Here is a 26,202-nt window from a genome sequence, read left to right as displayed (position 1 = left end):
GGCCCACATTGCCACAACCGTCTGGTTCGACAAGCTCACCATGAGCTCCACGCTAACGCAGAACTCCCGGAGACCTCATCCTGAGCCTGTCGAAGGACGAGGTCGTTGCCGCTAGGCCGCCGCCGGCAAGGCCTCGCCGGTCAGCCCGTCCGCATCCATGCCGGTAATGCTGACGCCGAGCAATGCGCCGGCCTGGGCTCCCGGAACGCGCACCGGGATGAATTGTTCGGTGCGGCCAAGGCCGTTGCGTTCGACCAGGACGTTTTCGAGCCGGCCGAGGCGGCTCCGGCACAGGGCGGCGAACTGGCTGTCGCCCGCCTGGCGCAGCAGCGCGGCGCGCCGGCGGGCAATGGCCTTGCCGACCTGCGGCATGCGGGCGGCGGGGGTGCCGGGGCGCGGCGAATAGGGAAAGGCGTGGATATAGGTGAGCCCGGCCTCGGCGATGAAGCGCCGGGAATTTTCGAACATGGCGTCGGTCTCGGTGGGGAAGCCGGCAATGATATCGGCGCCGAAGACCATGTCGGGACGCCGGCTGCGCAATTTGTCGACGACGCCGAGCGCATCGTCGCGCAGATGCCGGCGCTTCATGCGCTTGAGGATGAGATCGTCGCCCGATTGCAGCGACAGGTGCAGATGCGGCATCAGCCGCGGCTCGCCCACCGCCTCATAGAGCGCCGGATCGGCTTCGATGGAATCGATCGAGGAAATCCTGAGGCGCGGCAGGTCCGGGACATGGCGGAGGATCGATTGCGTGAGCTTGCCCAGGGTCGGACTGCCCGGCAGGTCGGGGCCATAGGAGGTGATGTCCACCCCGGTCAGCACCACTTCGGCATAGCCATTGCCGACGAGCTTCTTGATCTGCTCGACCACCAGCCCCATCGGCACCGAGCGCGACGGCCCGCGACCGAAGGGGATGATGCAGAAGGTGCAGCGATGATCGCAGCCATTCTGCACCTGCACGAAAGCGCGGGTGCGGCCATCCATGCCCTCGATGAGGTGCCCGGCGGTCTCGCGCACACTCATGATGTCGTTGACCTGCACCTTGTCGTTGAGCGGGGTGCCGAAAACCATAGGCCGGTAGCTCTCGGCCTTGAGCTTGTCCGCATTGCCGATGACCAGGTCGACCTCTGCCATGTCGCCGAAACTGCGCGCCTCGGTCTGGGCGGCGCAGCCGGTGACGATGATGCGGGCGGCGGGATGGTCGCGCCTGGCCTTGCGCACGGCCTGCCTAGCCTGACGCACGGCCTCGGCGGTCACCGCGCAGGTATTGATGATGATGGCATTGTCGAGCCCGGCCTTTTCGGCCTCGGCCTTCATCACCTCGCCCTCATAGGCGTTGAGGCGACAGCCGAATGTCAGCGTCTCGACCCCCATCAGGCGGCCCCGCCGCGGGTCCAGGCGCCACTGGCCGGATCCAGCCTGCCGCGCCATTCGAGCTCGGCCGGCCCGGTGAGGGTGACATGATCGTTGTCGAGCCATTCAACCAAAAGATCGCCGCCCGGCAGCGTCACCCTGGCCTTGCGGCCGGTGCGCCGGGTGCGGGCGCCATTGACCAGGGCGGCGCAGGCGGCGGTGCCGCAGGCCTCGGTCAGGCCGGCGCCGCGCTCCCAGGTCCTGAGGACGATGTGATCGGGGCGGACCACTTCGGCGATGGAAATGTTGCAGCGCTCGGGAAACAGCGGATGGTTTTCGAGCAGCGGCCCGAACCGGTCCAGCGCATAGGACCATATATCGTCCTTGACCCAGAAGGTGGCATGCGGATTGCCCATGGAGGCGACGGAGGGCGAATGCAGCACCGGCGCGTCGATGGGGCCGATCTGGAGCTCGATGGCGCGGGTATCGGCGAATTCCTCGTTGAGCGGAATGTCGTACCAGGCGAATTTGGGCGTGCCCATATCGACAAGGATGGCGCCATCTTCGTCTTCCTCGCCGAAGAGGATGCCGGCGACGGTCTCGAAGGTGAAGCGCCGCCGGCCCTGTTCGGCCGAAAGGGCCCGGACCACGCAGCGCATGCCATTGCCGCAGGCCTGGGCGCGGCTGCCGTCGGAATTGACGATCTCGATATAATTGTCGGTGCCGGGTGTGCGCGGGTCATGCACGGCCATGATCTGGTCGAAGCGGGTTTCGGGATGCGCATTGATGGCGATGGCGGCTTGCGGCGTGACGCGCGCCGGCATGCCGCGCAAATCGGCGACGATGATCTGGTTGCCCAGCCCGTTCATCTTAAAAAAGGGGACGTCGCTCAAGGCGGTCTTCCATCGGTGTTGCTACCAAATAGCACTTTGCCGGTTTATATGGCGGATGTACCGGAAAATTGCCAGCATGGGTGTTGCCCGATTGATCCGGTTCAGGGCTCAGCGCGCGCCATAGCTGCATTTTTCTTTTATTTTTAACCACTTGCGCTGGGGTTGATCTTAACCAGAAAGGCAGCTTTCACGTGCAGCTGGCGCTTTGTGGACTAGGATGATGGCCGAAAATCTTATCCCAGCATCCGGGGAGCCGATCCATGAACATGCCGCTCATTTCCGATCAGATCATCACCGACTGGCAGCCGCATTATCCCAAGCTTTGGGGCAATCAATCGTTGCGCCTCGGCCATAGCCTCGCCAATTCGCCGCTGTTCACGGACGAGGCGCTGGCATCGCTGATCGACCGCTCGCCGCGCGAAGCCTATCACGTCAATTATTCGCAGAAAACGCCGGGCAATCCGCCCAAGAGGCGCGAAGGCGAAATCAAGGAAATTTCCGGCGCCGAAGTGCTCGAGGTGGTGCGCAATGGCAATATCTGGGTGAACCTGACCGCCCCGGCCAAGACCGATCCGGCCTATGGCGCCTTGCTCGACAGCCTCTATGCCGAATTCGAGGAGCGGGTGCCGGGCTTCAAGAGCTATAAGCGCAATCTGACCATCCTGATCTCCTCGCCGAATGTTTCGGTGAAATATCATTCCGACGTGCCGGGGCAGAGCCTGTGGCAGGTGCGCGGCACCAAGAAGGTCTATGTCTATCCGGCCCAGGCGCCGTTCATTTCGCAGCCGGCGCTGGAAAAACTGATCCTGGGGCAATTGCGCGAAACCGACATGCCGTTCGAGCCCTGGTTCGACGATTTCGCCCAGGTCTACGATCTGGAGGCCGGGCAGATGCTGCATTGGCCGCTTAACGGGCCGCACCGCGTGGTCAATCACGGCATGCTCAATGTCAGCTTCACCACCGAGCACTGGACCGACGATTTGCGCAAGCATTACGCGGTCAATTACGCCAATGGCATTCTGCGCGGCAGACTGGGCCGGAAAAAACTCAGCCAGCAGGTGACGGGCCTGTCCTATCTCAGCAAATTGGGGCTGGCCGGGGCGGTGAAGTTCAGCCCGCTCAATCCGCAGAAGAAAAAGGTCTATAGCGTCGATTTCCGGGTCGATCCTCAAGCGCCGGAAGGCGTGCGCGATATTCCGGCCCATACATTCGAGAAATGACTGCCGCAGGCGCGATCGCGCTTTCCCCGGGGCGCCATAGTGCCGACGCGACAGCGCCCGGCCAGGAATTGGGCGCGAAAGTGGTGCGCAAAAGGCAGGACCTCGATGCGCTGGCTGGATGCTGGCAGGCGCTCGAGGCCGGAAGCAGCGGCGCCAACCTGTTCCAGAGCCTGGGCTGGGCGCGGGCGGTCTTCGACTTCGAGGCGGCGCGCGAAAACCCGGATTTCGATCCGGTCATCGCGGTCCTCAGGCAGGGCCAGCAATTGATCGCGGTGCTGCCGCTCGAGCGCGTCCGGACGGCGATGCGCCGGGTGCTGGTGCCGCTGGGCAATGGCTTCGGGCAATATTGCAATATGCTGCTGGCGCCGGGTATCGATCCGGGGCGGGCCATGTCGCGCCTGCTGGATGCGGCGATTGCGGCGGCGCCCTGCGACGCGGTGAGCCTACTCAAGATCAGGGATGGATCGAGCCTCGACCGCGGTCTGCCCAAGACCGCCATCGAAACCGGCTCCGAAGCGGGCGCGCCCTATGTCGCGCTGGATGATTTTGCCGATTTCGCCGGCTATTTCGCCACTATTCGCAGCAAGACGCGCAAGAATATGCGCAATGCCCGGAACCGGCTGGAACGGAGCGGGCCGGTGGAACACAAGGTCGCCACGGCACCGATCGAGCAATTGGGCCTCATCGAGCGCACCCTGGCCGGCCGGGCCGAGCGGCTGCGCGATCAGGGGCTCACCTCGCGGGCTTTCCGCGATAGCGGCTTTCCGGATTTCTGCCGCAATCTAGTCGGCCATCCCGATATCGACCTCATGACCTTTTCGCTGACCCAGAAGGGCAAGCCGATCGCCGAGCAATGGGGGTTCGTGCATGGCGGGCGCTATTATGCCTATGTCGCCGCCCGCGATTTTTCCAATTCCGATGAAAGCCCGGGCAAGCTGCATTTGGGCGAAGTGCTCAAGGCCTGCGCCGAACGGGGTCTTTCCGGCTGCGATCTGGGCGTGCCGGTCATGCCCTATAAGCTGACCTTCGCCACCGAAACGGTGATCGTGCGCGATTTCGCCCTGCCGGTCACGCTGAAGGGCTGGCTGATCACCCAGGGCTGGGACGTGCTGCTGCGGCCGGCGCTCAAGGGACTGGTGCTGCGCATGCCGGCGGGGCTGCGGACCCGGTTCATGCATCTGGCATGGCGCCGGGCCTGAGCGGCCGCGCTGCCGGACCTCAAACGCCTGGCCTGTCCTTGACTCCGGCGGGACTTTCCCTTAGAGCCAGCCCGTTCATCGAGCTTCATGTTCCTGAGCCGCCGACCGGGACCCCGCAAGGGTAGTCAGACGATCCCGGAGGTCAACACCCGCCAGCGCGTTGCGCCCGCGGGTGGGTTTGGTGTTTGGCTTGCTGCACCCTATCTCTCCGGGACCTTTTCCGGCAGACGAAGGATGGACCGATAGATGTTTGAGAGCCTTTCCGACCGGCTTGGCAAGATTTTCGATGGGCTTCGCGGACGCGGCGCGCTGAACGCCGCCGATGTCGATGCGGCCATGCGCGAAATCCGCCGGGCGCTGATCGAGGCCGACGTGTCGCTCGAAGTGGTCCGCGCCTTTGTCGAGCAGGTGCGCGCCCGCGCCGTGGGCGCCGAGGTTACCCGCTCGGTGACGCCGGGCCAGCAGGTGGTCAAGATCGTCAATGACGAACTGGTCGCCGTACTGGGTTCCGATGCGGTCAGTATCGATCTCAATGCGCCGGCGCCGGTCGCCTTGCTGATGGTGGGCCTGCAGGGCTCGGGCAAGACCACGACCAGCGCCAAGATCGCCAAGCGCCTCAAGGACCGGCAGAAGAAAAAGGTGCTGCTGGCCTCGCTCGATACGCGCCGCCCGGCGGCGATGGAGCAATTGCGGGTTTTGGGCGAGCAGGTGGGCGTCGATACGCTGCCCATCGTCGCCACCGAAAATCCGGTCGAGATTGCCCGCCGCGCCGAGCGCGAAGGTCGCCTGGGCGGCTATGACGTCCTCATCCTCGACACGGCCGGCCGCACCCATATCGATGAAGAGCTGATGGCCGAAACGGTCGCCATCCGCGAGGTCGCCCGCCCGCACGAAATCCTGCTGGTGGTCGATGCGCTGACCGGCCAGGACGCCATCAATGTCGCCCGGAGCTTCGACGGGCGCCTCGACATTACCGGCATCGTCATGACCCGCGTCGACGGTGACGGGCGCGGCGGTGCGGCTTTGTCGATGCGCGCCGCCACCGGCAAGCCGATCAAGCTGATCGGTGTCGGCGAAAAGATGGATGCGCTGGAGGATTTCCATCCGGCGCGCATCGCCGACCGCATTCTGGGCATGGGCGATATCGTCTCGCTGGTCGAGAAAGCGGCGGAACATGTCACCGCCGAAGACGCCGCCAAGATGGCCAAGAAGCTCAAAAAGGGCGTCTTCGACTTCGAGGATTTGCGCGGCCAATTGCAGCAAATGAAGAAGATGGGCGGCATGGGCGGCCTCATGGGTATGCTGCCGGGAGCGGGCCAGCTCAAGAAAGCCATGGCCGGCGCCAATGTCGATGAAAAAGTCTTCGACCGGCAGATCGCCATCATCAATTCAATGACCCGCAAGGAGCGGGAAAATCCCGACCTGCTCAATGCCTCCCGCCGCAAGCGCATCGCGGCCGGCGCCGGCGTCGAGGTCTCGGACATCAACAAGCTTGCCAAGCAGCACCGCCAGATGGCGGATATGATGAAGAAGGTCTCCCGGGGCGGCATGGGCGCGCTTGGGGGCATGTTCGGCGGCAAGATGGGCGGGATGCTGGGCGGCATGCCCGATCTTTCCAAGATGGACCCGGCCCAGCTCGAACAGATGGCGCGCCAGGCCGGGATCAATCCCGAGCAGCTCAAGGGCCTGCCTGCCGCCGATCCGCCGCAGCAGAAGGCGCTGCCCAGCGACGTCAACGCGCTGCTCAAATCCTCCGGCGGTCCGGCCTTGCCCGGGCTCGGCGGAGCGCCCCGTTTCCCCGGCCTTCCCGGCCTGGGCAAGAAGAAATAGCTCTTTTAACCGACTTGAACTGACAGGACTGAACAATGGCTCTCAAGATCCGCCTTGCCCGCGCCGGCACCAAGAAGCGCCCCTTCTACCATATCGTCATCGCCGATGCCCGGTCGCCGCGCGATGGTCGCTTCATCGAAAAGCTCGGCACCTTCAACCCGCTGCTGGCCAAGGATGCGGAAAACCGCATCGTGCTCAACAATGAGCGCGCCCAGCACTGGCTCTCCGTCGGCGCCGTGCCGACCGACCGCGTGCTGCGTTTCCTCGACGCCGCCGGTCTTGCCAAGCGTGATGCCCGCAACAATCCCAACAAGGGCGAGCCGGGCGAGAAGGCCAAGGCGCGCGCTGAAGAAAAGGCCGCCAAGGACGCCGCTGCCAATGCGCCGGCCGAGGAAGAAGCCGCCGAATAATTCCGGTTCTGGTGAATTGAAAAAGCCCCGGTCGCAAGACCGGGGCTTTTTGTTGGGCGGGCTCATGGTTCGACGGGCTCACCGTGAGGTCTCAGGGGCTCTTACTGCTTCAGCTTAGCGAGGATGGCGGCGCCCATTTCCTCGGTGCCGATGGTCTTGCGATTGTCCTGGGCGATGTCGCCGGTGCGCAATCCGTCGCTGAGCACGGCGGAGATGGCGCCTTCCACCTTGCCGGCCAATTCGATCATGTTGAACGAATAGCGCAGCGCCATGGCGAAGGAGGCGATCATGGCGATGGGATTGGCGATGCCCTGGCCGGCAATGTCGGGAGCCGAGCCGTGAACGGGCTCGTAGAAGGCCTTGCGCTTGCCGGTCGCCGGATCGGGGGCGCCGAGCGAGGCGGAGGGCAGCATGCCCAGCGAGCCGGTGAGCATGGCGGCGACGTCGGAGAGAATGTCGCCGAACAGATTGTCGGTGACCATGACGTCGAACTGCTTGGGATTGCGCACCAATTGCATGGCGGCGTTGTCGGCCAGGATATGGTGCAGCTCGATATCGGCATAATCCTGGGCAACAGTCCTGACCACTTCGTCCCAGAGCACGCCGGACTTCATGACGTTCTTCTTGTCGGCCGAATGCACCTTGCCGCTGCGGGTACGGGCGAGGTCGAAGGCGACGCGGGCGATGCGGTCGATCTCATAGGTCTCATAGACCTGGGTGTCGATGGCGCGCTTCTGGCCGGAGCCGAGATCGGTGATGGTCTTGGGCTCGCCGAAATAGACGCCGCCGGTCAATTCGCGCACGATGAGGATATCGAGGTCTTCCACCAATTCCCGCTTGAGCGAGGAGGCTTCGGCCAAGGCCGGATAGCAGATGGCGGGGCGCAGATTGGCGAAGACCGCCAGTTCCTGGCGCAGGCGCAGCAGCGCGGCTTCCGGGCGCTGCTCATAGGGCACCTGGTCCCATTTGGGGCCGCCGACGGCGCCGAAGATCACCGCATCGGCGGCCTTGGCCTTGGCGACGTCCTCGTCGGTGATCGCCAGCTGATGGGCGTCATAGGCGGCGCCGCCGGCCAGGCCGCGATCCAGCGAAAAGTCCGTCAGGCCCTCGGCATTGGTCCAGGCAATGAGCTTTTCCACCTCGACCATGATCTCGGTGCCGATGCCGTCGCCGGGCAGAAGGAAAAGGGAATGGGTGGCCATGATCGTCTAAAAACTCCTCGCCGTACTGGTGGGTACACCTCAATGCGGCGCAGTTAGCGCTTTTTGCCCATGCCGCGCAAGCCGTGCTCCGCCGGGACCGATAGGGGCGGCACAAAAAAGAAGGCGCCCATAACGGGCGCTTTCCTTAGCCGCAGGGGAGCCCAAAACGGGCTATCCGTTTCAACCGGCGAAGAACGGCTGGGTGCCGTGGGCTTCGATGGCGGTGGCGAGGCGGCCCAGGGCATGGATATAGGCGGCGGAACGGGCCGAAACATTGCGGGTCTTGGCGATGTCCCAGACGGCGCGCCCTTCGCGCTCCATCATCTTGAGCAGGCGCGCCTGGATTTCTTCCAGGTCCCAATAATAGCCCTGACGGTTCTGCACCCATTCGAAATAGGACACGGTGACGCCGCCGGCATTGGCCAGGATGTCGGGCAGGACCACGACGCCCTTGTCGTTCAGGATCTGGTCGGCATCGGGGGTGATCGGGCCATTGGCCAGTTCGAGCAGGACCTTGGCCTTGATGGTGCCGGCATTGTCCTTGGTGATCATGTCTTCCAGGGCGGCGGGCACCAGCAGGTCGGCCTCGATGGCCAGCAGATCGTCGGCCGAAATGACATGGGCGCCCTGCTCGGCGGCCATGTCGGCGACGCGGCGGCCGGCATTCTTGCCCTTGATCAGTTTTTCGACGTCGAGCCCGCCGGGGCGATAGATGGCGCCGGCCGAATCGGAGACCGCCACGACCACATTGCCATCGGCGGCGCTGAGCCGGGCATAATATTGGCCGGCATTGCCGAAGCCCTGAATGGCGACGGTGTGGTCCTTGTCCAGGCCCAGTTCGGCGGCCAGGTGGCGCACGAGGTAGAAGCCGCCGCGCGCCGTGGCGTCGTTGCGGCCGAGCGAGCCGCCCAGGGCGATAGGCTTGCCGGTGATGACGGCGGGGGAAACCTGGCCGGTGATCTGGTTATATTCGTCGGCCATCCAGCCCATGATCATGGCATTGGTATAGACGTCGGGCGCCGGGATATCGCGGTCGGGCCCCATGATATTGGCGAAGGCCTGCACATAGGCGCGCGACAGCCGCTCCAGTTCCGACTTGGACAATTCATGCGGGTTGACGCGGATGGCGCCCTTGCCGCCCCCATAGGGCAGGTTCATCACCGCGCATTTGAAGGTCATCCAGAAGGCCAGCGTCTCGACTTCTTCGATATTGCTGTCGGGATGAAAGCGGATGCCGCCCTTGGTGGGGCCACGGGTATCGTCATAGCGGCAGCGCCAGGCCAGGAACGATTTGCGCGAGCCATCGTCCATGCGGATGAGCAGGCGCGTCTTGGTGGTCTCGCGCGGATATTTGAGCTTTTCGGTTACGTCCGGATCGATCTGGAGATGATTGGCGGCTTCTTCCAGGCGAATGAGCGCACGGTCGAGCAGGGTGTCGTCGGACATGGTTAACCCTCAAGGACGGGGGAATTATGCGAAACGCATAAAAATGCGGCACACACCTGCCATGGCGAGGGGGTTAGGTCAATAAACCTGACGCATGTTGGGCTGAAAAATTCTTCTCTGCCCATTGACTGGGCACAATGGCATAGGAATATGACAACCCGCTCGTTCCTTGGTGTTCAGTGTTTTCCTCCCTGCCGCTGCCTGCGATTCTCATCAATTCCGACGATTACAATCGCGTGCTGCTGCTGGCGGAGCGGTCGGCCAGCGCCATGCCCTATGTGTCGGCCTATCTCGAACGGGAGCTGCACCGCGCCGAAGTCTGCAATCCCTGGGAGAAGGCGGGCGTGTCGATGGGACAGCGGGTGCTGTTCCGGCTGGACGACGAGCCGCGGGCGCGGCTGGGGGTCTTGAGCTATCCCAACCGGCCGTTCGGGGAACGCGGCAATGTGCCGATCCTCGGGCCGGTCGGTGCGGCCCTGATTGGCATGCGCCGCAAGGCCAGTATCGAATGGCTGGACCAGGGCAAGATCCGCACGCTGACGGTGGTCGATTACGGCTGGTAGCGTCAGGCGGCGAAGCCGTTGCGGTCGAACAGGACCCAGAAGGTGAAGAGATTGGTGAGGGTGTGAGCAATGCTCACATAAAACACCGAACCGGTGCGCCAGGCGATCCAGCTCCATAACAGCCCCAGCAGCGCCGCGCCGCCGATCAGGGCGGCCGCCCCGCCATCGAAGACGACGCCATGGCTCAGCGCCAGCGGCACGTGCCAGAGGCTGAACAGCGCCCAGCCGAGCCATAAGCCCAGCCGCGGCCAGGCGCGGAAGGTGGCGAGGAAGCCGCCGCGCCAGGCCATCTCCTCCAGCGGGCCGTTGATCGTGGCAATGAGAATGGCCAGCCACATACCGCCATTGGTCAATATGGCGGTATTGGGCGCGAAGGCGACGATGGCGATCAGCCCGATCTGGGCCAGCAGCAGGGGAATGAGCCACCAATCGCGCCAGGGCAGCTTTTCGGAGAACAGGCGGCCGTCATTGCCGGGCAGCGCGTGGAGCCCGATCACCGGCAGGCAGAAGAACAGCCAGTAGAAGGTCAGCGAGAAGAGATAGCCGGCGCGCGAATCCCATTGGGTCAGCGCCGGCACGAGCCAAAGCAGCACTCCGATCAGGAGTGCTGCATGCACGAGCAGGGCGAGCTGTTTGCCATTCATCGCCCGGACACATGTGCGGGGCGGGCCAAAGCGGCGCACGCCCTATGAAAGTGCCGCTCCATCTTCTTGGTGTCGCATCGTTCTTGCCAAAAACCGGATGCCACTTTTCGGCACGACGCTCTAGAGCCAGGGCCGTTCGGAAGCCATCCTGCCTTCGAAGGCGGAGATGGAGGGGTCCGATTTCAGCGTGCCGGCGATGTCGTCGAGGCCTTCGAGCAGGATCTGCTTGCGGGACGGGTCGATGTCGAAATGCAAGGTGCCGCCATCGGGCCCGCGAATGGTCTGGGCTTCGAGATCGACGCTCAGCGTGGCGTTGGAGCCGCGCTCGGCGTCGTCGAGCAGCAGCTTCAATTGCTCGGGGGTCACCACGATGGGCAGGATGCCGTTCTTGAAGCAATTATTATAGAAAATATCGGCGAAGCTGGTGGAGATCACGCAGCGGATGCCGAAATCCAGCAGAGCCCAGGGCGCATGTTCACGCGAGGAGCCGCAGCCGAAATTGTCGCCGGCAATGATGATCCTGGCGTCGCGATAGGCCGGCTTGTTGAGCACGAATTCGGGATTTTCCGCGCCGTCCTCGTCATAGCGCATTTCCGAGAACAGGGCGGTGCCCAGACCGGTGCGCTTGATGGTCTTCAGATATTGCTTGGGGATGATCATGTCGGTGTCGATATTGATGATCGGCAGGGGCGCCGCGACACCGGTGAGGGTGGTGAATTTTTCCATGGGGCTCTGGACCTCGCTATTGGGATGGTCATGACGCAGAACCGGGCTTTGGGTCAAGGCCGAACCGTACCGAAGCGTTCGGCGGTCCGGCCCGGCGATTACGCCTCCAGGCTTTCCCCGGCCCCGACCCCCAGCATGATATTGAGGTTCTGCACCGCGGCTCCCGCCGCGCCCTTGCCCAGATTGTCATAGATCGAGACGATGACGGCCTGAGCGGCGTCGTCATTGGCGAAGACATGCAGGGTCAGCGTATTGGTGCCGTTATGGGTCTGCGGATCGAGGGCGGCGTCCTTGCCCAGCCCGGCCTGATAGGGCGCGACGCGGACAAAGCTGTCGGCAATGGCGGCGTAATGGTCGGCCAGGGCGGCGTGGAGAGCCTTGCCCGAAGGCATTTGGGCGACCATGTCGAGATGCAGCGGCACCGAATTGGTCATGCCCTGGGCGAAATTGCCGACCACCGGCTCGAAGAGCGGGGCGCGATTGAGCCCGGAATAGACCTGCATTTCCGGCAGGTGCTTGTGCTGGAAGGCCAGGCTATAGGGCATGAACTGGCTCGCCGTCGTGCCCTGGGCTTCATAATCCTCGATCATCTGGCGACCGCCGCCGGAATAGCCGCTGATGCCGTGATAGGAGAGCGGATAATCGCCGGGCAGCAGCCGCGCCTCGATCAGCGGGCGGATCGAGGCGATCAGGCCCTGGGGCCAGCAGCCGGGATTGGCGACATAGCGCGAAGCGGCGATGGCATCGCTCTGGTCGGCCGCCATTTCGGCAAAGCCATAGGTCCAGCCGGCGGCGACGCGATGGGCCGAGGACGCATCGATGACGCGGGTGGTATCATTCTCGATCAGCCGCACGCTTTCCTTCGCCGCCTCGTCGGGCAGGCAGAGGATGGCGATATCGGCTTCGTTGAGCAGGCGGCGGCGCTCGTCCTCATCCTTGCGCTTGTCAGGGGCGATGGACAGGACTTCGAGGTCGCGGCGGCCGGCCAGGCGCTCGCGAATCTGCAGCCCCGTCGTGCCGGCTTCGCCATCGATGAAAATCCTTGCGACCATGTCCATGCCTCCTTGGCTGCAGGCGTAGATGGCCCCGGCGGCCGCTTCCGTCAAGCGCCGGGGCCAGGATTGTCTTTGCCATGGCAGGGTGGCATTGATTTGAGCAGATGGACAGGAAGGAAAGAGCGCCATGACCACCCCGCACAACCATGCCAAGCCGGGCGATTATGCCGAAGCCGTGCTGCTGCCGGGCGACCCGCTGCGCGCCAAATGGATCGCCGAGACCTTTTTCGAGGATGCCAGGCAGGTCAATTCGGTGCGCAATTGCCTGGGCTTTACCGGCAAGTGGAAGGGCCGGCCGGTCTCGGTGCAGGCCTCGGGCATGGGCCAGCCATCCTTGTCGATCTATGTGCACGAATTGATCAATGTCTATGGCGCCAAGACGCTGATCCGCGTCGGCACCTGTGGCGGGCTCAATGCCAAGGTGAAAGTGCGCGACGTGGTGCTGGCGCTGGGAGCGACGACCGATTCGGCCATCGTCAGGGGCCGGTTCGGCCCCTATAATTTCGCTCCGATCGCCGATTTCGGCCTGTTGCGGGCAGCGGCGGACAAGGCCGATGCCAAGGGGCTCAAATTCCATGCCGGCAATATGCTGTCCTCGGACATCTTCTATCACGCCGATGGCTTCGAGGGTTACGGCCAGCTGCCCGATCACGGGGTGATCGGCGTCGAGATGGAGGCGGCGGCGCTCTATACGCTGGCCGCCCGGTTCGACGTGCGGGCGCTCACCATCTGCACCATGACCGATTGCCTGATCACCCAGGAGGAAATCAGCGCCGAGGACCGCCAGACCTCGCTCACCGACATGGTGGAACTGGCGCTCGACGTGGCAGTGGAGGCGTAAGGCGCCATTCAGGGGCCCGCCCGGATTCGCTCCGCCGGATCAGCCGGCGGCGCGGCTCAGGGCTCCCAGCACCCGCACCCAGGAGCGGATGCCGCGGTGGAAGCTGTCCAGGTCGTATTTTTCATTGGGCGAGTGAATCTGGTCGTCGACCTGGGCGAAGCCGATCAGCAGCGTATCGAGGCCGAGGATCGACTTGAACTCGCCCACTACCGGGATCGAGCCGCCCGAACCGGTGATCACCGCCTGCTTGCCCCATTCATCGGTGAGCCCGGACAGCGCCTGGCGCAGGAAATCGCCATCGGCGGGAACGGTGATGGCCGGCGAGCCGCCATGGGGGGTGAACTTCACCGTGCAATCGGCCGGCAGCAGGCTCTCGACATGGGCGCGGAACGCGGCGCGGATCTTGTCCGGGTCCTGCCCTGAGACGAGGCGGAAGGATATCTTGGCGCTGGCCCGGGCGGGGATGACGGTCTTGAAGCCGTCGCCGATATAGCCGCCGCTCATGCCGTTGATTTCGCAGGTCGGGCGGGCCCAGAGCTGTTCGAGCACCGAGCGGCCCTGTTCGCCGGCGGCGACGGACAGGTTCACATTGCCCAGAAAGCTCTTCTCGTCGAAGCCGAGCCCGGCCCATTGGGCTTTCAGCTCGGGCGAAATCTCGGCAACATCGTCATAGAAGCCGGGCAGGGTGACCGAGCCGTCCGGGGCGCGCAGGCTGGCAATGATCTCGGCCAGCACCTGATTGGGATTGCGCGCGGCATTGCCGAACATGCCCGAATGCAGGTCCTTGTCGGCAGCGATGATTTCCACCTCGTCGGCGACGAGGCCGCGCAGCATGGTGGTGATGGACGGCGTCTGGCGATCCCACATGTCGGTGTCGCAAACCAGGGCGATATCGGCCTGCAGTTCCTCGGCATGGTCGCGCATGAAGGGCGGCAGGTTCTTGCCGCCGCTTTCCTCCTCGCCTTCCAGCAGCAGCGAGATGCGCAGCGGCAGCGCGCCGGTGGCCGCCTTCCAGGCGCGGCAGGCTTCGATGAAGGTGAGCATCTGGCCCTTGTCGTCGGAGGCGCCGCGCGCCACGATGATCTTGCGGCCGTCCCGCTCCTGGATTACCGGCGCGAAGGGATCGGTGTGCCAGAGCGCGAGCGGATCGACCGGCTGCACGTCATAATGGGCGTAGAACAGCACGTGCGGGCCGGCCTGTTCGGGGCCATGGGCGACGACGACGGGATGGCCGGGCGTAGGGCGCGAGGCGGCGGTGAAACCAAGCTCGCCGAGTTCGGCGGCAAGCCAGTCGGCGGCCTTGCGACATTCGGCGGCATAGGCCGGATCGGTGGAAATCGACTTGATGCGCAAGAGGGCGAAAAGCCGTTCAAGGCTCTGATCCAGCCCCGAATCGACACTTTCGAGTACTTTGTCGATGGTTTGCGGGCTGGTCATGGTCCAATTGTCCTGTCGTTGAAACCGAATTTGCGGCCAGCACAATGGCGCGGCCGAGTGCGGCCTGTCCAGCCCGTCAGCCGGGTCTTATTGTCATACTTATGGGCCTGTGATTAGCTCGGGTCCGGTCGAGAAAGAAGAGTCGAGATGGACAGGTCCAGCGGACGCGCGCGCAATTCCGGCGACCTCATCGCCACGCTTTCCGGCCGCAATCCGGCGCGGAACCTGCATTCCGACGTGTTGTGGGAAATGGGTTTCGCCATCGTTTCGGGACAGTATCCGCAGGGCAGCATATTGCCGCCCGACAGCGAATTGCTGGACCGGTTCGGCGTGTCGCGCACGGTGCTGCGCGAGGCGCTGAAGACCCTGGCCGCCAAGGGATTGATCGAGGCACGGGCGCGGATCGGCACCAGGGTATTGCCGCGCGGGCGCTGGAATCTCTTCGATGCCGACGTGCTGGCCTGGCATTTCGAGCTGGGCCCGGACATCGCCTTCCTGCGCAGCCTCGCCGAGGTCCGGATCGGCATCGAGATCGAGGCCGCGGCCTTGGCGGCGGAACGGGCGGAGCCGGACCAGGCCGCCATTCTGAGCGAGTGGGTGAACAAGATGGCCGGCGCCAAAACCCCGGCCGATTTCGCCCGCTACGATCTCGAATTCCACCGGGCGGTGGCCGAGGCCTCGGGCAATCCGTTCATGGCCTCGATCAGCGCCCTGGTGGAAATGGCGCTGACGGCGGCCTTCACCATTTCCTCGCCGGTCAACAATTCCGCCGCCCTGGCCGAGACGGTGAATGTGCACCGGCGCATCGCCGAAGCCATTCGCGACCGCGATCCCGCCGCCGCCCGCGCGGCCATGCGCGACGCCATTTCCCAGGGATTCGAACGGGCCGCCGGGCGCATGGAAGACGGCGGCTCCGCGGCCTGAAGCCCCGATAGCGGGCATTGCCTGAGGGCGATAGCAGGCGCGCCGCCATGGCTTCGCCCAGGATCGTCAAGGCACCAATCTATCCACCAAATACACGCATGATTTCGTGACCGGCGCCGGCGCGCGCCCGGCCGCGCGCAGGTCGGCGTGCGGCGTTCGGGACCAGACGAGGGCAGGTCGAATTTTGTCCGTTGACATTTTTTACGTTCGTTCCATACACTGATGTTCGTTCAAGATATGGAACCGCTGAATGTTGTTATCGATCAATCCTGCGACCGGGGCGCTACGGAATCGATTCCCCGAACACACGCAGGAAGACGTTGATGCGGCGCTGGACGCGGCGCGAAATGCCCAGCTTGCCTGGCGGGAAACAGCGCTTGCCGATCGGTCCGCGCTGTTGAGGGCAATCGCCGCGGCGCTGAGATCGCGGGCGGATGTCCTGGCGCGGGTCGTCACCGAAGAAATGGGCAAACCCTATGCGGAAGCCCTTGCCGAGGTCGAGAAATGCGCCTGGTGCTGCACGTTCTATGCGGAGAAGGGCCCGGACTTTCTGGCGCCTGAACCGATCGCCACCGAGGCCGCCTATAGCGCGGCAACCTTCGATCCGCTCGGCGTGGTCTTTGCCATCATGCCGTGGAACTATCCCCTGTGGCAGTTTTTCCGCTTCTTTGCCCCGGCGCTGATGGCGGGCAATGGCGTCGTGCTCAAACATGCCAGCAATGTTCCCGAATGTGCGCTGCTGATCGCCGATGTCCTGCGCGAGGCGCAGGTGCCCGAGGGGCTTGCCGGGGTGCTGATGATCGGTCCCGATCCCGTGGGTGCGATCATCGCCGACGACCGTATCGCCGCGATAACGCTGACGGGCTCCACCGCTGTCGGCGCGGTGGTCGCGGCGCAGGCCGGCGCGGCGCTGAAAAAGCAGGTGCTGGAACTGGGCGGATCGGATCCGTTCATCGTGCTTGCCGATGCCGATATCGCCAAGGCGGCGGCGGCGGGCGTGCGATCGCGCTTCATCAATAACGGCCAGAGCTGCGTCAACGCCAAGCGGTTCATCGTCGAAGCCTCGGTTGCCGATGCCTTTGCCGATGCGTTCTGCGCCGAGGTCGAGCGCCTCAAGGTTGGCGATCCGATGGATGACGGCGTCAGCATCGGGCCGATGGCGCGGGATAACCTGCGGGCGGAATTGCACGCCCAGGTGCAAAAAAGCGTCGAGCGCGGCGCGGTCGCCCGGCTCGGCGGACGGCCCATCGACGGCGCGGGCAGCTTCTATGCGCCGACCGTGCTCGACCAGGTCGCCCCGGGCATGCCGGCATTCGACGAGGAATTGTTCGGTCCGGTTGCCGCGATCATTCGCGCCGACGATCGCGAGCACGCGATCGCCCTGGCCAACCGCTCCGAATACGGATTGGGCGCGGCCATCTGGACCGCCGACACGGAACGGGCCCGGGCCGTGGTTCCGCGCATCGAGGCCGGAGCGGTCTTTATCAACGCCATTGTTGCGTCGCACCCGCATCTGCCGTTCGGCGGCATCAAGAAATCCGGCTATGGCCGCGAGCTGGGTAGCTACGGCCTCAGGGAATTCGTCAACGTCAAGACCGTGTGGGTCGGGGGCGAATAGTTTTCGAAACGATCGAGGGAGGACAAGTTCGATGATCGTAATAAAGCAAGGCTACGGTGCCCTGCGCCGGGCATCCATGCACAGGCTTTCGGGAGTGGCTCTAGCCGCCATGCTGGCCATGAGCGGCCAGGCCGTCTTCGCGCAGGGGGCCCTTGAAGGGTCGTCACTGATCGGCCAGCTCGAGGGCGCCGAGGTGTACGCCGAGGAAATCGCGTTCTCCAACGGTTTTGGCGAGGCGCCCGAGCTTGCGGATCTGGTGGCGGCGGGCGAGCTTCCCCCGGTGGCCGAGCGTCTCCCAAGCCAGCCGCTGGTGCTGCAGACGCTTGAGGAAATCGGTCAATATGGCGGCACCTGGCGCACGGCCTTTACCGGCCCGGGCGACAGCGAGGCGGGTAACCGCGTCATGGCATCGGACCGTGTCCTCACCTGGGATTATTCGGGATCCACGCTCAAGCCCAGCGTGGCGCGCGACTGGGAAATCAGTGAGGATGGGTTCCAGACGACGCTGCATCTGCGCGAAGGCATGAAATGGTCGAACGGCGATCCCTTTACCGCCGACGATTTCGTCTTCTGGTATGAAGACGTCTACAAGAACAGCGATATCGGCGGACCCCGCATCCAGGAATTGCAGGTCGCCGGGTCGGAAGGCCGGGTGGTCAAGGTCGACGATTATACCGTCCGCTTCGAATTCGACGGCCCCAATTTCCTTCTGGTCGAGCAGTTCGCGGCGCAGGGTAATGTGGGCGGCCAGACCTGGGGCCAGAATAGCGGCCGCAGTCTCGGCCCCTATGCCCCGGCAGCCTATCTCAAGCAGTTCCATCCCGATTACACGCCGCTCGAGGAGGTCGAACAAACCGCCCAGGCGGCGGGATACGAGAACTGGGTGCAGTATTTCCACTTCCTCAAGGATTGGCGCCTCAACACCGAATTGCCGGTGCTGGGCCCGTGGAAGACCGTGCAGCCCATCAACACGTCGAACTGGGTTCTGGAGCGCAATCCCTATTACTGGATGGTCGACACCGAGGGTAATCAATTGCCCTATATCGACCGGGTGAATTTCGGTCTCGCCGAAGACCTCGAAGTGGTCAATCTGCGAGCCATTGCCGGCGAATATGATTATCAGCAGCGGCACCTGCAATTGGCCAAGCTGCCGGTCCTGCTCGAGAACCAGGAGCGTGGCGACTACACCGTCCATATCGACCTGGCGACCTATGGCGCCGATCTCGTTCTGCACATGAATATGAGCTACACGGCGGACGAGGAAATCGGCAAGTGGCTGCGCAATGTCGATTTCCGCCGGGCGCTGTCGCTGGGCATCGATCGCGAGCAGCTCAACGAAACGTTCTGGATCGGCTTGGGCACATCCGGCTCGCCGGTGGTCGCCGACGAATCGCCGGAAAACCCCGGACCGGAATGGCGCACGAAATGGTCGACCTATCAGCCCGACGAAGCCAATCGCATGCTCGATGCGATCGGTCTCGACCAGCGCGATGACGAAGGATATCGCGTGCGCACCGATAATGGCCAGCGCCTGGTCCTGCAGGCCGCCGCCGTGCAGTCCCTGCAGCCCTATCCGCAGCAGCTCGAAATGGTGGCGCAGCAGTGGAAGGATATCGGTATTGCGCTCGACGTGCGGGAAACCGAGAGGTCCCTGGCCTTTACGCGCCTGCTCAATAATGAATTGCAGATCTTCCCGTTCAGCAATTCGGGATCCGAGAAACTGTTCCTGGTTCCGCATTATGTCGTGCCCATCGATCCCAGCCAGTCCAATAACGGGCCTGAATTCGCCCGCTGGTACGTCTCGGGCGGCGAACAGGGCGTGGCGCCCGAAGACCCTTACATGATCGAGGTTTTTGATCTGTTCCGTCAGGCGCCATCAGTGGGCGAGGAAGAGCGCAACCGGCTGGCCCAGGAAATCTGGAAGATCGTTGTCGATCAGCAATGGTCCATCGGTGCCGTGGGCGTATCGCCGGGCAGTTTCGGAACGCGTGTCGTCAGCAACAAGCTGGGCAATACGCCCGAGCGCAGCTGCGTGGCCAATCAGTGCCGCACGCCGTCGGCGGCCTATCCGCAGCAATTCTTCTTCCGCTGATCTCTTGAACTTCGGGGCGGGCGCTCGGCGCCCGTCCTGCCAGCTGCTGAGAAAGGCACGCGATGCTGCGCTACATTGCCCATAGATTGCTGATGGCAGCCGTCACGATCTTTTTTATCACCATCATCACCTTCGTGATCATCCAGCTGCCGCCCGGAGATTTCGCCGATGCCTATATCGCGCAGCTGGCGGCCAGCGGCAGCGCCGTATCGGCGGCCGAGGCCGAGAATCTGCGGCGGGAATTCGGGCTCGATGATCCGATCTTCATCCAATACGTAAAATGGATCGGCAAAATCCTCGTGGGCAATTTCGGCTATTCGATGGAATGGCGGCGCCCGGTCTGGGACATCCTGTCGGACCGCCTGTGGCTGACGCTCGCCGTTTCGGTGTCGGCGCTCCTCATCACCTGGCTGATCGCCATTCCGGTCGGCATCTATTCCGCCGTGCGGAAATATTCGGTCGGCGACTACATCTTCACCTTCCTTGGATTTATCGGGCTGGCCGTGCCCAATTTCCTGCTGGCGCTGATCATGCTCTATATCGGCTTCCGCTATTTCGGCACCAGCGTCGGCGGGCTGTTCTCGCCCGAATACGAACAGGCGCCGTGGAGCCTGGCCAAGGTCCTCGACCTGCTGGCGCATCTCGTGCTGCCGGCCTTCATCCTGGCCATGGCGGGCACGGCCCAGCTCATCCGCCTGATGCGCGCCAACCTGCTGGACGAATTGCGTCAGCCCTATGTCGTCACCGCCCGCGCCAAGGGGCTGACGGCGATGCGCGTGCTGGTCAAATATCCGGTCCGGGCCTCGCTCAATCCCTTCGTGAGTTCGATGGCCTATGTCTTTCCTCAGCTGATCTCGGGCAGCATCATCGTGGCGCTGGTGCTCGGCCTGCCCACTGTGGGCCCGGTCCTGCTCAGGGCACTGGTGGCCCAGGACATGTATCTGGCGGGCGCCATCGTGCTTCTGCTCGGCGTCCTGACCGTCATCGGCACCTTCATTTCGGACCTTTTGTTGATGTGGCTCGATCCACGCATTCGTTTCCAGGTGACACAATGAGCCAGATCGCTGTCGGTGCACCCCAGTCCACCATAATCTCGACGGATCAGAGCGATATCGAGGCGCGCGTCGCGCAAGCCGGGCAGCTCCAGCTCACCTGGTGGCGCTTTCGCAAGCACAAGCTCGCATTGGCGGGAGGCATCGTCCTCATCGTCTTTTATACGATCGCCATCTTTGCCGACTTCCTCTCGATCAACAATCCGCACGCGACGGCCTCCGCCCGGAGCTTCATCCCGCCGCAGGCGATCCATTTATTCGATGAAAGCGGCTTCAATCCCCATGTCTATGGCCTGTCGGGCAAGCGCGACTTGCGCACTTTCCGTATCGTCTACGAGCCCGACCCGGATCGGAAAATTCCCGTGAGCCTGTTTGCCGAGGGCTATAGCTATCACCTGTTCGGGCTTTTCGAGACCAATCGGCACCTGATCGGGCTGGCCGAGCCGGCCGCCGCCAACAGCGCCGACGGCATCTATCTTCTGGGGACCGACCAGCTCGGGCGTGACCTGCTGTCGCGGCTGGCCCATGCGACGCGCATATCGCTGTTCATCGGATTGGCCGGTGTCGCCGTCAGTCTCGTGCTCGGCGTCGTTCTCGGCGGCATATCGGGGCTGTTCGGCGGGATCATCGACAATTTCATCCAGCGCACTATCGAAATCCTGCATTCCATACCGACCATACCGCTGTGGATGGGGCTTGCGGCGGCGTTGCCGCCGACCTGGAGCACGATGCAGGTCTATTTCGCCATCACCGTGATCATCTCGCTGATCGGATGGACGGATCTGGCGCGGGTGGTGCGTGGACGGTTCATGTCGCTACGCGGCGAGGACTTCGTGCTGGCGGCCGAATTGGCCGGGGCCAGCCGGACGCGGATCATTTTCCGCCATCTCCTGCCATCCTTTGTCAGCCATCTCATCGCCTCGGTAACGCTGGCGCTCCCGGCCATGATCATCAGCGAGACGGCTCTGAGCTTTCTCGGGCTGGGCCTGCGTCCGCCGGCCATCAGTTGGGGCATCCTCCTGCAGGACGTGCAGAACGTCCAGTCGCTGGTGCTGGCACCCTGGCTGCTCAGTGCCGCCATCCCGGTGATCGTCGTGATCCTCGCCTTCAATTTCTTTGGCGACGGCTTGCGCGACGCCGCTGACCCCTATGGAGGCTGACGCCATGCAGACGCCGATTTTGCGGATCACCGATCTCGAGACCTCATTTCATCAGGACGAAGGTGTCATCAAGGCGCTCGATGGCGTCAATCTGGAAGTCTATGCCGGCAAGACACTCGGCATCGTCGGAGAAAGCGGCTGCGGCAAAAGCGTTACCGCCCGCTCGATCCTGCGCATCCTCGACAAATCCGCGAGCATCGATAACGGCCAGATCTGGCTCGATGACGGCGTGGACGCGGCGGCCGTGGATCTCGTCGGCCTGCCGGCGGAGGGGTCGCAGATCCGTTCGATCCGCGGTGGCCGCATCGCGCTGATCTTCCAGGAGCCGATGACCTCGCTCAGCCCCTTATATACGATCGGCAGCCAGATCATCGAGGTGATCCTCAAGCATCGCAACGTGACCAAGCGCGAGGCGCGGGAAATGGCGATCCATTACATGAACGAGGTGGGCATTCCCCAGCCGAGCAGCCGGATCGACAGCTATTCCTTCCAGCTCAGCGGCGGCCTGCGCCAGCGCGTGGTGATCGCCATGGCGCTGGCCGGGGATCCGCGGGTGCTCATCGCCGACGAGCCCACCACGGCGCTGGACGTGACGACGCAAGCGCAGATTCTCGACCTGTTGCAGCGCATCCAGCAGGAAAACAACCTGGCGCTGATCCTGATCACCCACGATATGGGGGTGGTTGCGGAAATGTGCGACGACGTGGCGGTGATGTATCTGGGGCGCGTGGTCGAACATGCGCCGGTGCGCACGATATTCCAGTCGCCCCAGCATCCCTATACACGGCTGCTGCTGCGTTCAATTCCCGATATCCGGGCCGCGCCCAAGTCGAAACTGCCAACGATCGAGGGCTCGGTTCCCCATCCCTATATGCGCCCCCAAGGCTGTCTGTTCCATCCGCGCTGCCCGATCGCCGAATCCGGCCTTTGCGACGTCGAGGTGCCGAAGGAGGTCCATCTGCCCATGGGCAGCAGGGTGAGCTGTTTTCGTACGGGTATTCCACTATGAATTTGCTCGAGGTCAAAAACCTCTCCAAGAGGTTTCCCATCCGTCGCGGGCTGCTCCAGCGCGAAGTCGGCCAGGTCCAGGCCGTCGACAATGTCAGCTTTGCCATCCGCAAGGGGGAAACCTTGTCGCTGGTTGGCGAAAGCGGCTGCGGCAAGACCACTGTGTCGCGCTGCGTCCTGCGGGCGCACACGCCTTCGGCGGGGGAGATGTTGTTCGATGCCGATGCCGGCCAGGTCGACCTCGCGCGGCTTGACCGCAATGGCCTAAAGCCGATCCGGCGACAGATCCAGATGATTTTCCAGGACCCCAATTCATCGCTCAATGCGCGCATGACCGTGGGCGACATCATCGACGAACCCATGCTGATCAACAGGTCCGGAACGCCCGAAGAGCGGCGCAAGCGGGTTCTCGAATTGCTGGACCTGGTGCGGATGCCCAAAAGCTCGGTTTCCCGCTTTCCCCATGCTTTCAGCGGCGGCCAACGCCAGCGCATCGGCATCGCGCGGGCGCTGGCGCTTAATCCCAAGCTGATCGTCGCCGACGAGCCGGTGTCGGCGCTCGACGTGTCGGTCCAGGCCCAAGTGGTCAATCTGCTGCTCGAATTGCAACAGGAACTGGGCCTGTCTTACCTGTTCGTCGCCCATGATTTGGGCGTGGTCAAGCATATGAGCGACCGCGTCGCCGTCATGTATGTCGGACGCATCGTGGAAACGGGTCCGACCGAAGACCTCTATTTGCGTCCGCTCCATCCCTATACGGCGGCGCTGCTGTCCTCGGCCCCGGTGGCCGATCCGGAAAAGCGCGGTGCGCGCACGGTGCTGCGCGGCGAGATCGCCGACCCGGCCAACCCGCCCAGCGGCTGCGCCTTCCATCCCAGATGCCCGTTCGCCATCGAGCGCTGCAAACAGGAGGTCCCCGATGAACGCACCCTATCGCCGGGCCGCACCGTGCGATGCCATCGCGCGGAAGAGCTTTCGCTTCAAGGGACGGCGACGCAAGCCGCCTGAACCCGTCATTTTAGTTACAGGAGATTTCGAATGAGCCTTGCCACAGACATCCTTCCCGAAGCCGCCGACACCAATCCCGTCCTTGAGCGGATGCGGGCCGACGAACCAGCCATGGGCATGGTCGTGCGGCTGGCGCGGTCGGGCGAAATCGCCCGCCTGGCCAAGCTGACAGGCCATGATTTCATCTTCATCGACGGCCAGCACGGCATTTTTTCGGCCGAGACCATCGCGCATATCGCCCAGACGGCGCTCGGATGCGGCATCGCGCCCATCGCCCGCGTCCGCGGCGTCGACGATCCCAATGTGCAGGTTCTGCTGGATGGCGGGGTGACGGGCATTATCTATCCCGACGTGAATACGGCCGAGGAGGCCCGGCGCTGCGTCCAGGCCTGCAAATTCGCCCCGCTCGGGCGGCGCTCCTATGCCGGCGTCTATCCCAATTTCAACTATGCGCCGCTGCCCATGACCGACATTATCGCGCGGCTCGACCGCACGACGGCGGTGATCTGCATGATCGAAACCCGCCAGGCCCTGGAAAATGTCGAGGAGATCGCGGCGGTGCCGGGCATCGACGTCCTGCATGTGGGACTTTCCGACCTGCTCATCGATATGGGCATGGCCGGCGAATTCGGCAGCGCGGCAGCCAACGATGCGATGGAGCGCGTGATCGCGGCATGCACGCGCCATGGCATATTCGCGGGCATGGGCGGGGATCGCGACCCCGACCGGCAGGCAGGCTATATCAAGCGCGGCGTCCGCTTCCTCTCCACCCATGCCGATTCCGCTTTCCTCGTCGAGGCCGCGACCGCGCGCGTAGAGGGATTGCGCAAGGCCATCGCCGCTTCCCGGAACGCGTGATTGCTCCCAGATAGCAGGCTCGATAGATGAAAAAGCTAATCAACCACCCCGAGCGCTACGTCGATGAGGTTCTCGACGGCCTGGTCATGGCGCATAAAAGCCTCGCGCGTATCGGTACGGGCGGACGGGTCATCAGGCGGTCCAAGCCCAATATCGCGGGCAAGGTGGGTATCGTCAGCGGCGGCGGTTCGGGACATCTGCCGCTGTTCTGCGGCTATGTCGGGGACGGACTGCTCGATGCCTGCTCGGTCGGCAATGTCTTTGAAGGCCCGAACATGGCATCATGCCAGGAGGCGATCGAAACGGCGAATGAAGGCGCAGGGGTCCTTTGCCTCTATGGCAATTACGGCGGCGACAGGATGAATTTCGACATGGCCTCGGAGATGGTCGAGCTCGATGGCATCTCGGTCCGCACCGTTCTGGGCACCGACGACATCGCGGGCGCCCCGCCGGCCGAAGCGCATAAGCGCCGCGGCGTGGCGGGCATCGTCTTCGCGTATAAGGCGGCGGGCGCCTGCGCGAGTGCCGGCGGCACGCTCGACGAGGTCGCCGAACTGGCCCAGCGCACGGTGGCGCGCACCAAGACGATCGGCGCGGCCACCTCGCCCTGCATCATTCCCGGTTCGAAGGCGCCGGTCTTCCAGATCGGCGACGATGAAATCGAAATGGGCATGGGCATTCACGGCGAGCCCGGTATCTGGCGCGCCGCCCGGCCGCCGGCCGATGTGCTGGTCGACGAAATGATCGAAAGGCTGCTGGCCGAAGCGCCGGACGATAGCAATGGGCGGGTGGCCGTTCTGGTCAATGGCTTCGGTTCGACCCCGCTCGAAGAATTGTTCCTCATGTATCGGCGCGCGGCGGAGCGGCTCGCACAGGAGAAGTTCGAGATCAGCAGCCAGATGGTGGGCGAATATGTGACCTCGATGGAAATGGCCGGCCTGTCGATCTCACTGTGCTTTCTCGACGAGGAGATCGAGCGCCAGCTCGCGGCGCCGGCCACTTGTCCCTTCTGGACGGTGGGTGCGAAATGAACGTCACGAGCCAATCGATCGCAGCGGCGATCGCCAGGATCAATGTCCGTATGCCGGCGATTTCGGCCGAACTGGACGCGGCCGATGCGAAACTGGGAGACGGCGATACCGGCACCATGCTGGCCAGGCTCGTCCAGGGCCTCGCCGAGGTCGATCTGTCGGGGTCGGAGAGCCTGCAATCGAGCTTCAGCCGGTTGGCGAAAGCCGCCAGCGCCACGACCGGTTCGAGCCTGGGAACCCTGGTGGTCGTCGCCTTGATGGTCATGGCAAAAGCCAGTAGCGGCAAAACGGAGCTATCGTTCGTCGAGTTCGGCGAGCTCCTGGTTCTGGTCCGCGACGGGATCATGAGCCGGGGACAGGCCAATCTGGGGGACAAGAGCGTCGTCGACGCGCTCGACTATCTGGCGCGCGCGCTGGCCACGGCCCCCGGCGGTCAGCCGCCGGCATCGACGGCGATCGCGGCCCTTGAACAGGCGATCGCGGATTTCCGGGACCGCCCCTCCAAACTCGGCCGCGCCCGCCTCTATGGGGCGGAATCGGTCGGCCTCACCGACCCGGGCATGCTGGCGCTCCATCTTATGGTTTCCGCCATTGCCGGCCAGCCCTGAACAGCATCGGATCGCCAAGGAACT

At 63.9% G+C, this 26,202-nt stretch carries 24 protein-coding genes; 16 read left to right on the top strand and 8 right to left on the bottom strand.

Annotated features, from left to right (window positions below; all coding sequences use genetic code 11):
• Positions 1–111: 111 nt before the first annotated feature.
• Complete coding sequence (gene mtaB, locus O9Z70_RS15085) at positions 112–1,374, bottom strand: tRNA (N(6)-L-threonylcarbamoyladenosine(37)-C(2))-methylthiotransferase MtaB (protein ID WP_286020259.1); 1,263 nt, start codon at positions 1,372–1,374, stop codon at positions 112–114.
• Complete coding sequence (dapF, locus tag O9Z70_RS15080) at positions 1,374–2,222, bottom strand: diaminopimelate epimerase (RefSeq protein WP_286022028.1); 849 nt, start codon at positions 2,220–2,222, stop codon at positions 1,374–1,376. The genes mtaB and dapF overlap by 1 nt, the downstream gene beginning before the upstream one ends.
• Before the next feature lie 284 nt (positions 2,223–2,506).
• Between dapF and O9Z70_RS15075 the strand changes: the two genes are divergently transcribed.
• From O9Z70_RS15075 to rpsP, 4 genes are all read left to right on the top strand, one after another.
• Entirely contained in the window at positions 2,507–3,466 is a 960-nt protein-coding gene (locus tag O9Z70_RS15075; protein ID WP_286020258.1) for a hypothetical protein, read from the top strand.
• Complete coding sequence (locus tag O9Z70_RS15070; protein ID WP_286020257.1) at positions 3,463–4,665, top strand: GNAT family N-acetyltransferase; 1,203 nt, start codon at positions 3,463–3,465, stop codon at positions 4,663–4,665. The genes O9Z70_RS15075 and O9Z70_RS15070 overlap by 4 nt, the downstream gene beginning before the upstream one ends.
• A 246-nt stretch (positions 4,666–4,911) precedes the next feature.
• Complete coding sequence (gene ffh / locus O9Z70_RS15065; protein ID WP_286020256.1) at positions 4,912–6,495, top strand: signal recognition particle protein; 1,584 nt, start codon at positions 4,912–4,914, stop codon at positions 6,493–6,495.
• A 35-nt stretch (positions 6,496–6,530) separates the two neighbouring features.
• The gene (gene rpsP / locus O9Z70_RS15060) at positions 6,531–6,905 is read left to right on the top strand and encodes a 30S ribosomal protein S16 (protein ID WP_286020255.1); all 375 of its coding nucleotides are present in this window, start codon (positions 6,531–6,533) and stop codon (positions 6,903–6,905) included.
• Between the two features lie 101 nt (positions 6,906–7,006).
• Here rpsP and leuB read toward each other — a convergent pair whose 3' ends face one another.
• Both leuB and O9Z70_RS15050 read right to left on the bottom strand, forming a co-directional pair.
• Positions 7,007–8,107 (bottom strand): 3-isopropylmalate dehydrogenase, encoded by a 1,101-nt coding sequence (gene leuB, locus O9Z70_RS15055; protein WP_286020254.1) that lies wholly within the window; start codon positions 8,105–8,107, stop codon positions 7,007–7,009.
• 180 nt (positions 8,108–8,287) lie between these two features.
• Positions 8,288–9,553, bottom strand: a complete 1,266-nt coding sequence (locus tag O9Z70_RS15050; RefSeq protein WP_286020253.1) for a Glu/Leu/Phe/Val family dehydrogenase — start codon at positions 9,551–9,553, stop codon at positions 8,288–8,290.
• Positions 9,554–9,732: 179 nt separating this feature from the next.
• Between O9Z70_RS15050 and O9Z70_RS15045 the strand changes: the two genes are divergently transcribed.
• Positions 9,733–10,116 carry a GreA/GreB family elongation factor gene (locus O9Z70_RS15045; RefSeq protein WP_286020252.1) on the top strand — a complete coding sequence of 128 codons (384 nt, stop codon included), beginning with the start codon at positions 9,733–9,735 and terminating at the stop codon, positions 10,114–10,116.
• Between the two features lie 2 nt (positions 10,117–10,118).
• Here the strand turns inward: O9Z70_RS15045 and O9Z70_RS15040 are convergent, their stop codons facing one another.
• From O9Z70_RS15040 to argC, 3 genes are all read right to left on the bottom strand, one after another.
• On the bottom strand, positions 10,119–10,760 hold the full coding sequence (locus O9Z70_RS15040; protein WP_286020251.1) for a CPBP family intramembrane glutamic endopeptidase: 642 nt from the start codon (positions 10,758–10,760) through the stop codon (positions 10,119–10,121).
• A gap of 120 nt (positions 10,761–10,880) precedes the next feature.
• A complete protein-coding gene (gene leuD / locus O9Z70_RS15035; protein ID WP_286022027.1) occupies positions 10,881–11,486 on the bottom strand; it encodes a 3-isopropylmalate dehydratase small subunit in 606 nt (201 codons plus the stop codon).
• A gap of 98 nt (positions 11,487–11,584) precedes the next feature.
• Positions 11,585–12,538, bottom strand: coding sequence for an N-acetyl-gamma-glutamyl-phosphate reductase (gene argC / locus O9Z70_RS15030; protein WP_286020250.1), 954 nt, complete (start codon positions 12,536–12,538; stop codon positions 11,585–11,587).
• Between the two features lie 130 nt (positions 12,539–12,668).
• Here argC and deoD point away from each other — a divergent pair, with 130 nt between their 5' ends.
• Positions 12,669–13,382: a purine-nucleoside phosphorylase gene (gene deoD / locus O9Z70_RS15025; protein ID WP_286020249.1), complete on the top strand. Its 714-nt coding sequence runs from the start codon at positions 12,669–12,671 to the stop codon at positions 13,380–13,382.
• Positions 13,383–13,421: 39 nt separating this feature from the next.
• Here deoD and O9Z70_RS15020 read toward each other — a convergent pair whose 3' ends face one another.
• Entirely contained in the window at positions 13,422–14,819 is a 1,398-nt protein-coding gene (locus tag O9Z70_RS15020) for a M20/M25/M40 family metallo-hydrolase (RefSeq protein ID WP_286020248.1), read from the bottom strand.
• A gap of 147 nt (positions 14,820–14,966) precedes the next feature.
• Here O9Z70_RS15020 and O9Z70_RS15015 point away from each other — a divergent pair, with 147 nt between their 5' ends.
• The 10 genes from O9Z70_RS15015 to O9Z70_RS14970 all read left to right on the top strand — a co-directional run bounded on the left by O9Z70_RS15015 (position 14,967) and on the right by O9Z70_RS14970 (position 26,178).
• Positions 14,967–15,743: a FadR/GntR family transcriptional regulator gene (locus tag O9Z70_RS15015; protein WP_286020247.1), complete on the top strand. Its 777-nt coding sequence runs from the start codon at positions 14,967–14,969 to the stop codon at positions 15,741–15,743.
• A 250-nt stretch (positions 15,744–15,993) separates the two neighbouring features.
• Positions 15,994–17,361, top strand: coding sequence for an NAD-dependent succinate-semialdehyde dehydrogenase (locus tag O9Z70_RS15010; protein ID WP_286020246.1), 1,368 nt, complete (start codon positions 15,994–15,996; stop codon positions 17,359–17,361).
• 31 nt (positions 17,362–17,392) lie between these two features.
• Entirely contained in the window at positions 17,393–19,453 is a 2,061-nt protein-coding gene (locus O9Z70_RS15005; RefSeq protein WP_286020245.1) for an ABC transporter substrate-binding protein, read from the top strand.
• A gap of 62 nt (positions 19,454–19,515) precedes the next feature.
• On the top strand, positions 19,516–20,508 hold the full coding sequence (locus tag O9Z70_RS15000) for an ABC transporter permease (RefSeq protein ID WP_286020244.1): 993 nt from the start codon (positions 19,516–19,518) through the stop codon (positions 20,506–20,508).
• Entirely contained in the window at positions 20,505–21,665 is a 1,161-nt protein-coding gene (locus O9Z70_RS14995; protein ID WP_286020243.1) for an ABC transporter permease, read from the top strand. The genes O9Z70_RS15000 and O9Z70_RS14995 overlap by 4 nt, the downstream gene beginning before the upstream one ends.
• A 4-nt stretch (positions 21,666–21,669) precedes the next feature.
• Complete coding sequence (locus O9Z70_RS14990; RefSeq protein ID WP_286020242.1) at positions 21,670–22,674, top strand: ABC transporter ATP-binding protein; 1,005 nt, start codon at positions 21,670–21,672, stop codon at positions 22,672–22,674.
• Positions 22,671–23,681, top strand: coding sequence for an ABC transporter ATP-binding protein (locus O9Z70_RS14985; protein WP_286020241.1), 1,011 nt, complete (start codon positions 22,671–22,673; stop codon positions 23,679–23,681). Before O9Z70_RS14990 ends, O9Z70_RS14985 begins: the two co-directional genes overlap by 4 nt.
• A gap of 30 nt (positions 23,682–23,711) precedes the next feature.
• A complete protein-coding gene (locus O9Z70_RS14980; RefSeq protein WP_286020240.1) occupies positions 23,712–24,539 on the top strand; it encodes an HpcH/HpaI aldolase family protein in 828 nt (275 codons plus the stop codon).
• Positions 24,540–24,565: 26 nt separating this feature from the next.
• A complete protein-coding gene (locus O9Z70_RS14975) occupies positions 24,566–25,570 on the top strand; it encodes a dihydroxyacetone kinase subunit DhaK (protein ID WP_286020239.1) in 1,005 nt (334 codons plus the stop codon).
• Positions 25,567–26,178: a DAK2 domain-containing protein gene (locus O9Z70_RS14970; RefSeq protein ID WP_286020238.1), complete on the top strand. Its 612-nt coding sequence runs from the start codon at positions 25,567–25,569 to the stop codon at positions 26,176–26,178. The genes O9Z70_RS14975 and O9Z70_RS14970 overlap by 4 nt, the downstream gene beginning before the upstream one ends.
• Positions 26,179–26,202 lie beyond the last annotated feature (24 nt).

Source organism: Devosia sp. YIM 151766 (genome assembly GCF_030285925.1).
Classification (GTDB): domain Bacteria; phylum Pseudomonadota; class Alphaproteobacteria; order Rhizobiales; family Devosiaceae; genus Devosia.
This window is presented reverse-complemented; position numbering and strand designations above follow the sequence as displayed.

Bases quoted from the DNA above. Each gene is read 5' to 3' on its own strand.
- deoD (WP_286020249.1), top strand. From the start codon at position 12,669: ATGACCACCCCGCACAACCATGCCAAGCCGGGCGATTATGCCGAAGCC.
- ffh (WP_286020256.1), top strand. From the start codon at position 4,912: ATGTTTGAGAGCCTTTCCGACCGGCTTGGCAAGATTTTCGATGGGCTT.
- O9Z70_RS15000 (WP_286020244.1), top strand. From the start codon at position 19,516: ATGCTGCGCTACATTGCCCATAGATTGCTGATGGCAGCCGTCACGATC.
- O9Z70_RS15005 (WP_286020245.1), top strand. From the start codon at position 17,393: ATGATCGTAATAAAGCAAGGCTACGGTGCCCTGCGCCGGGCATCCATG.
- rpsP (WP_286020255.1), top strand. From the start codon at position 6,531: ATGGCTCTCAAGATCCGCCTTGCCCGCGCCGGCACCAAGAAGCGCCCC.
- O9Z70_RS14980 (WP_286020240.1), top strand. From the start codon at position 23,712: ATGAGCCTTGCCACAGACATCCTTCCCGAAGCCGCCGACACCAATCCC.
- O9Z70_RS15075 (WP_286020258.1), top strand. From the start codon at position 2,507: ATGAACATGCCGCTCATTTCCGATCAGATCATCACCGACTGGCAGCCG.
- O9Z70_RS15040 (WP_286020251.1), bottom strand. From the start codon at position 10,760: ATGAATGGCAAACAGCTCGCCCTGCTCGTGCATGCAGCACTCCTGATC.
- mtaB (WP_286020259.1), bottom strand. From the start codon at position 1,374: ATGGGGGTCGAGACGCTGACATTCGGCTGTCGCCTCAACGCCTATGAG.
- O9Z70_RS14995 (WP_286020243.1), top strand. From the start codon at position 20,505: ATGAGCCAGATCGCTGTCGGTGCACCCCAGTCCACCATAATCTCGACG.
- O9Z70_RS15015 (WP_286020247.1), top strand. From the start codon at position 14,967: ATGGACAGGTCCAGCGGACGCGCGCGCAATTCCGGCGACCTCATCGCC.
- O9Z70_RS15010 (WP_286020246.1), top strand. From the start codon at position 15,994: ATGTTGTTATCGATCAATCCTGCGACCGGGGCGCTACGGAATCGATTC.
- argC (WP_286020250.1), bottom strand. From the start codon at position 12,538: ATGGTCGCAAGGATTTTCATCGATGGCGAAGCCGGCACGACGGGGCTG.
- O9Z70_RS14990 (WP_286020242.1), top strand. From the start codon at position 21,670: ATGCAGACGCCGATTTTGCGGATCACCGATCTCGAGACCTCATTTCAT.
- O9Z70_RS14970 (WP_286020238.1), top strand. From the start codon at position 25,567: ATGAACGTCACGAGCCAATCGATCGCAGCGGCGATCGCCAGGATCAAT.
- O9Z70_RS14985 (WP_286020241.1), top strand. From the start codon at position 22,671: ATGAATTTGCTCGAGGTCAAAAACCTCTCCAAGAGGTTTCCCATCCGT.
- O9Z70_RS14975 (WP_286020239.1), top strand. From the start codon at position 24,566: ATGAAAAAGCTAATCAACCACCCCGAGCGCTACGTCGATGAGGTTCTC.
- leuB (WP_286020254.1), bottom strand. From the start codon at position 8,107: ATGGCCACCCATTCCCTTTTCCTTCTGCCCGGCGACGGCATCGGCACC.
- O9Z70_RS15020 (WP_286020248.1), bottom strand. From the start codon at position 14,819: ATGACCAGCCCGCAAACCATCGACAAAGTACTCGAAAGTGTCGATTCG.
- dapF (WP_286022028.1), bottom strand. From the start codon at position 2,222: ATGAACGGGCTGGGCAACCAGATCATCGTCGCCGATTTGCGCGGCATG.
- leuD (WP_286022027.1), bottom strand. From the start codon at position 11,486: ATGGAAAAATTCACCACCCTCACCGGTGTCGCGGCGCCCCTGCCGATC.
- O9Z70_RS15070 (WP_286020257.1), top strand. From the start codon at position 3,463: ATGACTGCCGCAGGCGCGATCGCGCTTTCCCCGGGGCGCCATAGTGCC.
- O9Z70_RS15050 (WP_286020253.1), bottom strand. From the start codon at position 9,553: ATGTCCGACGACACCCTGCTCGACCGTGCGCTCATTCGCCTGGAAGAA.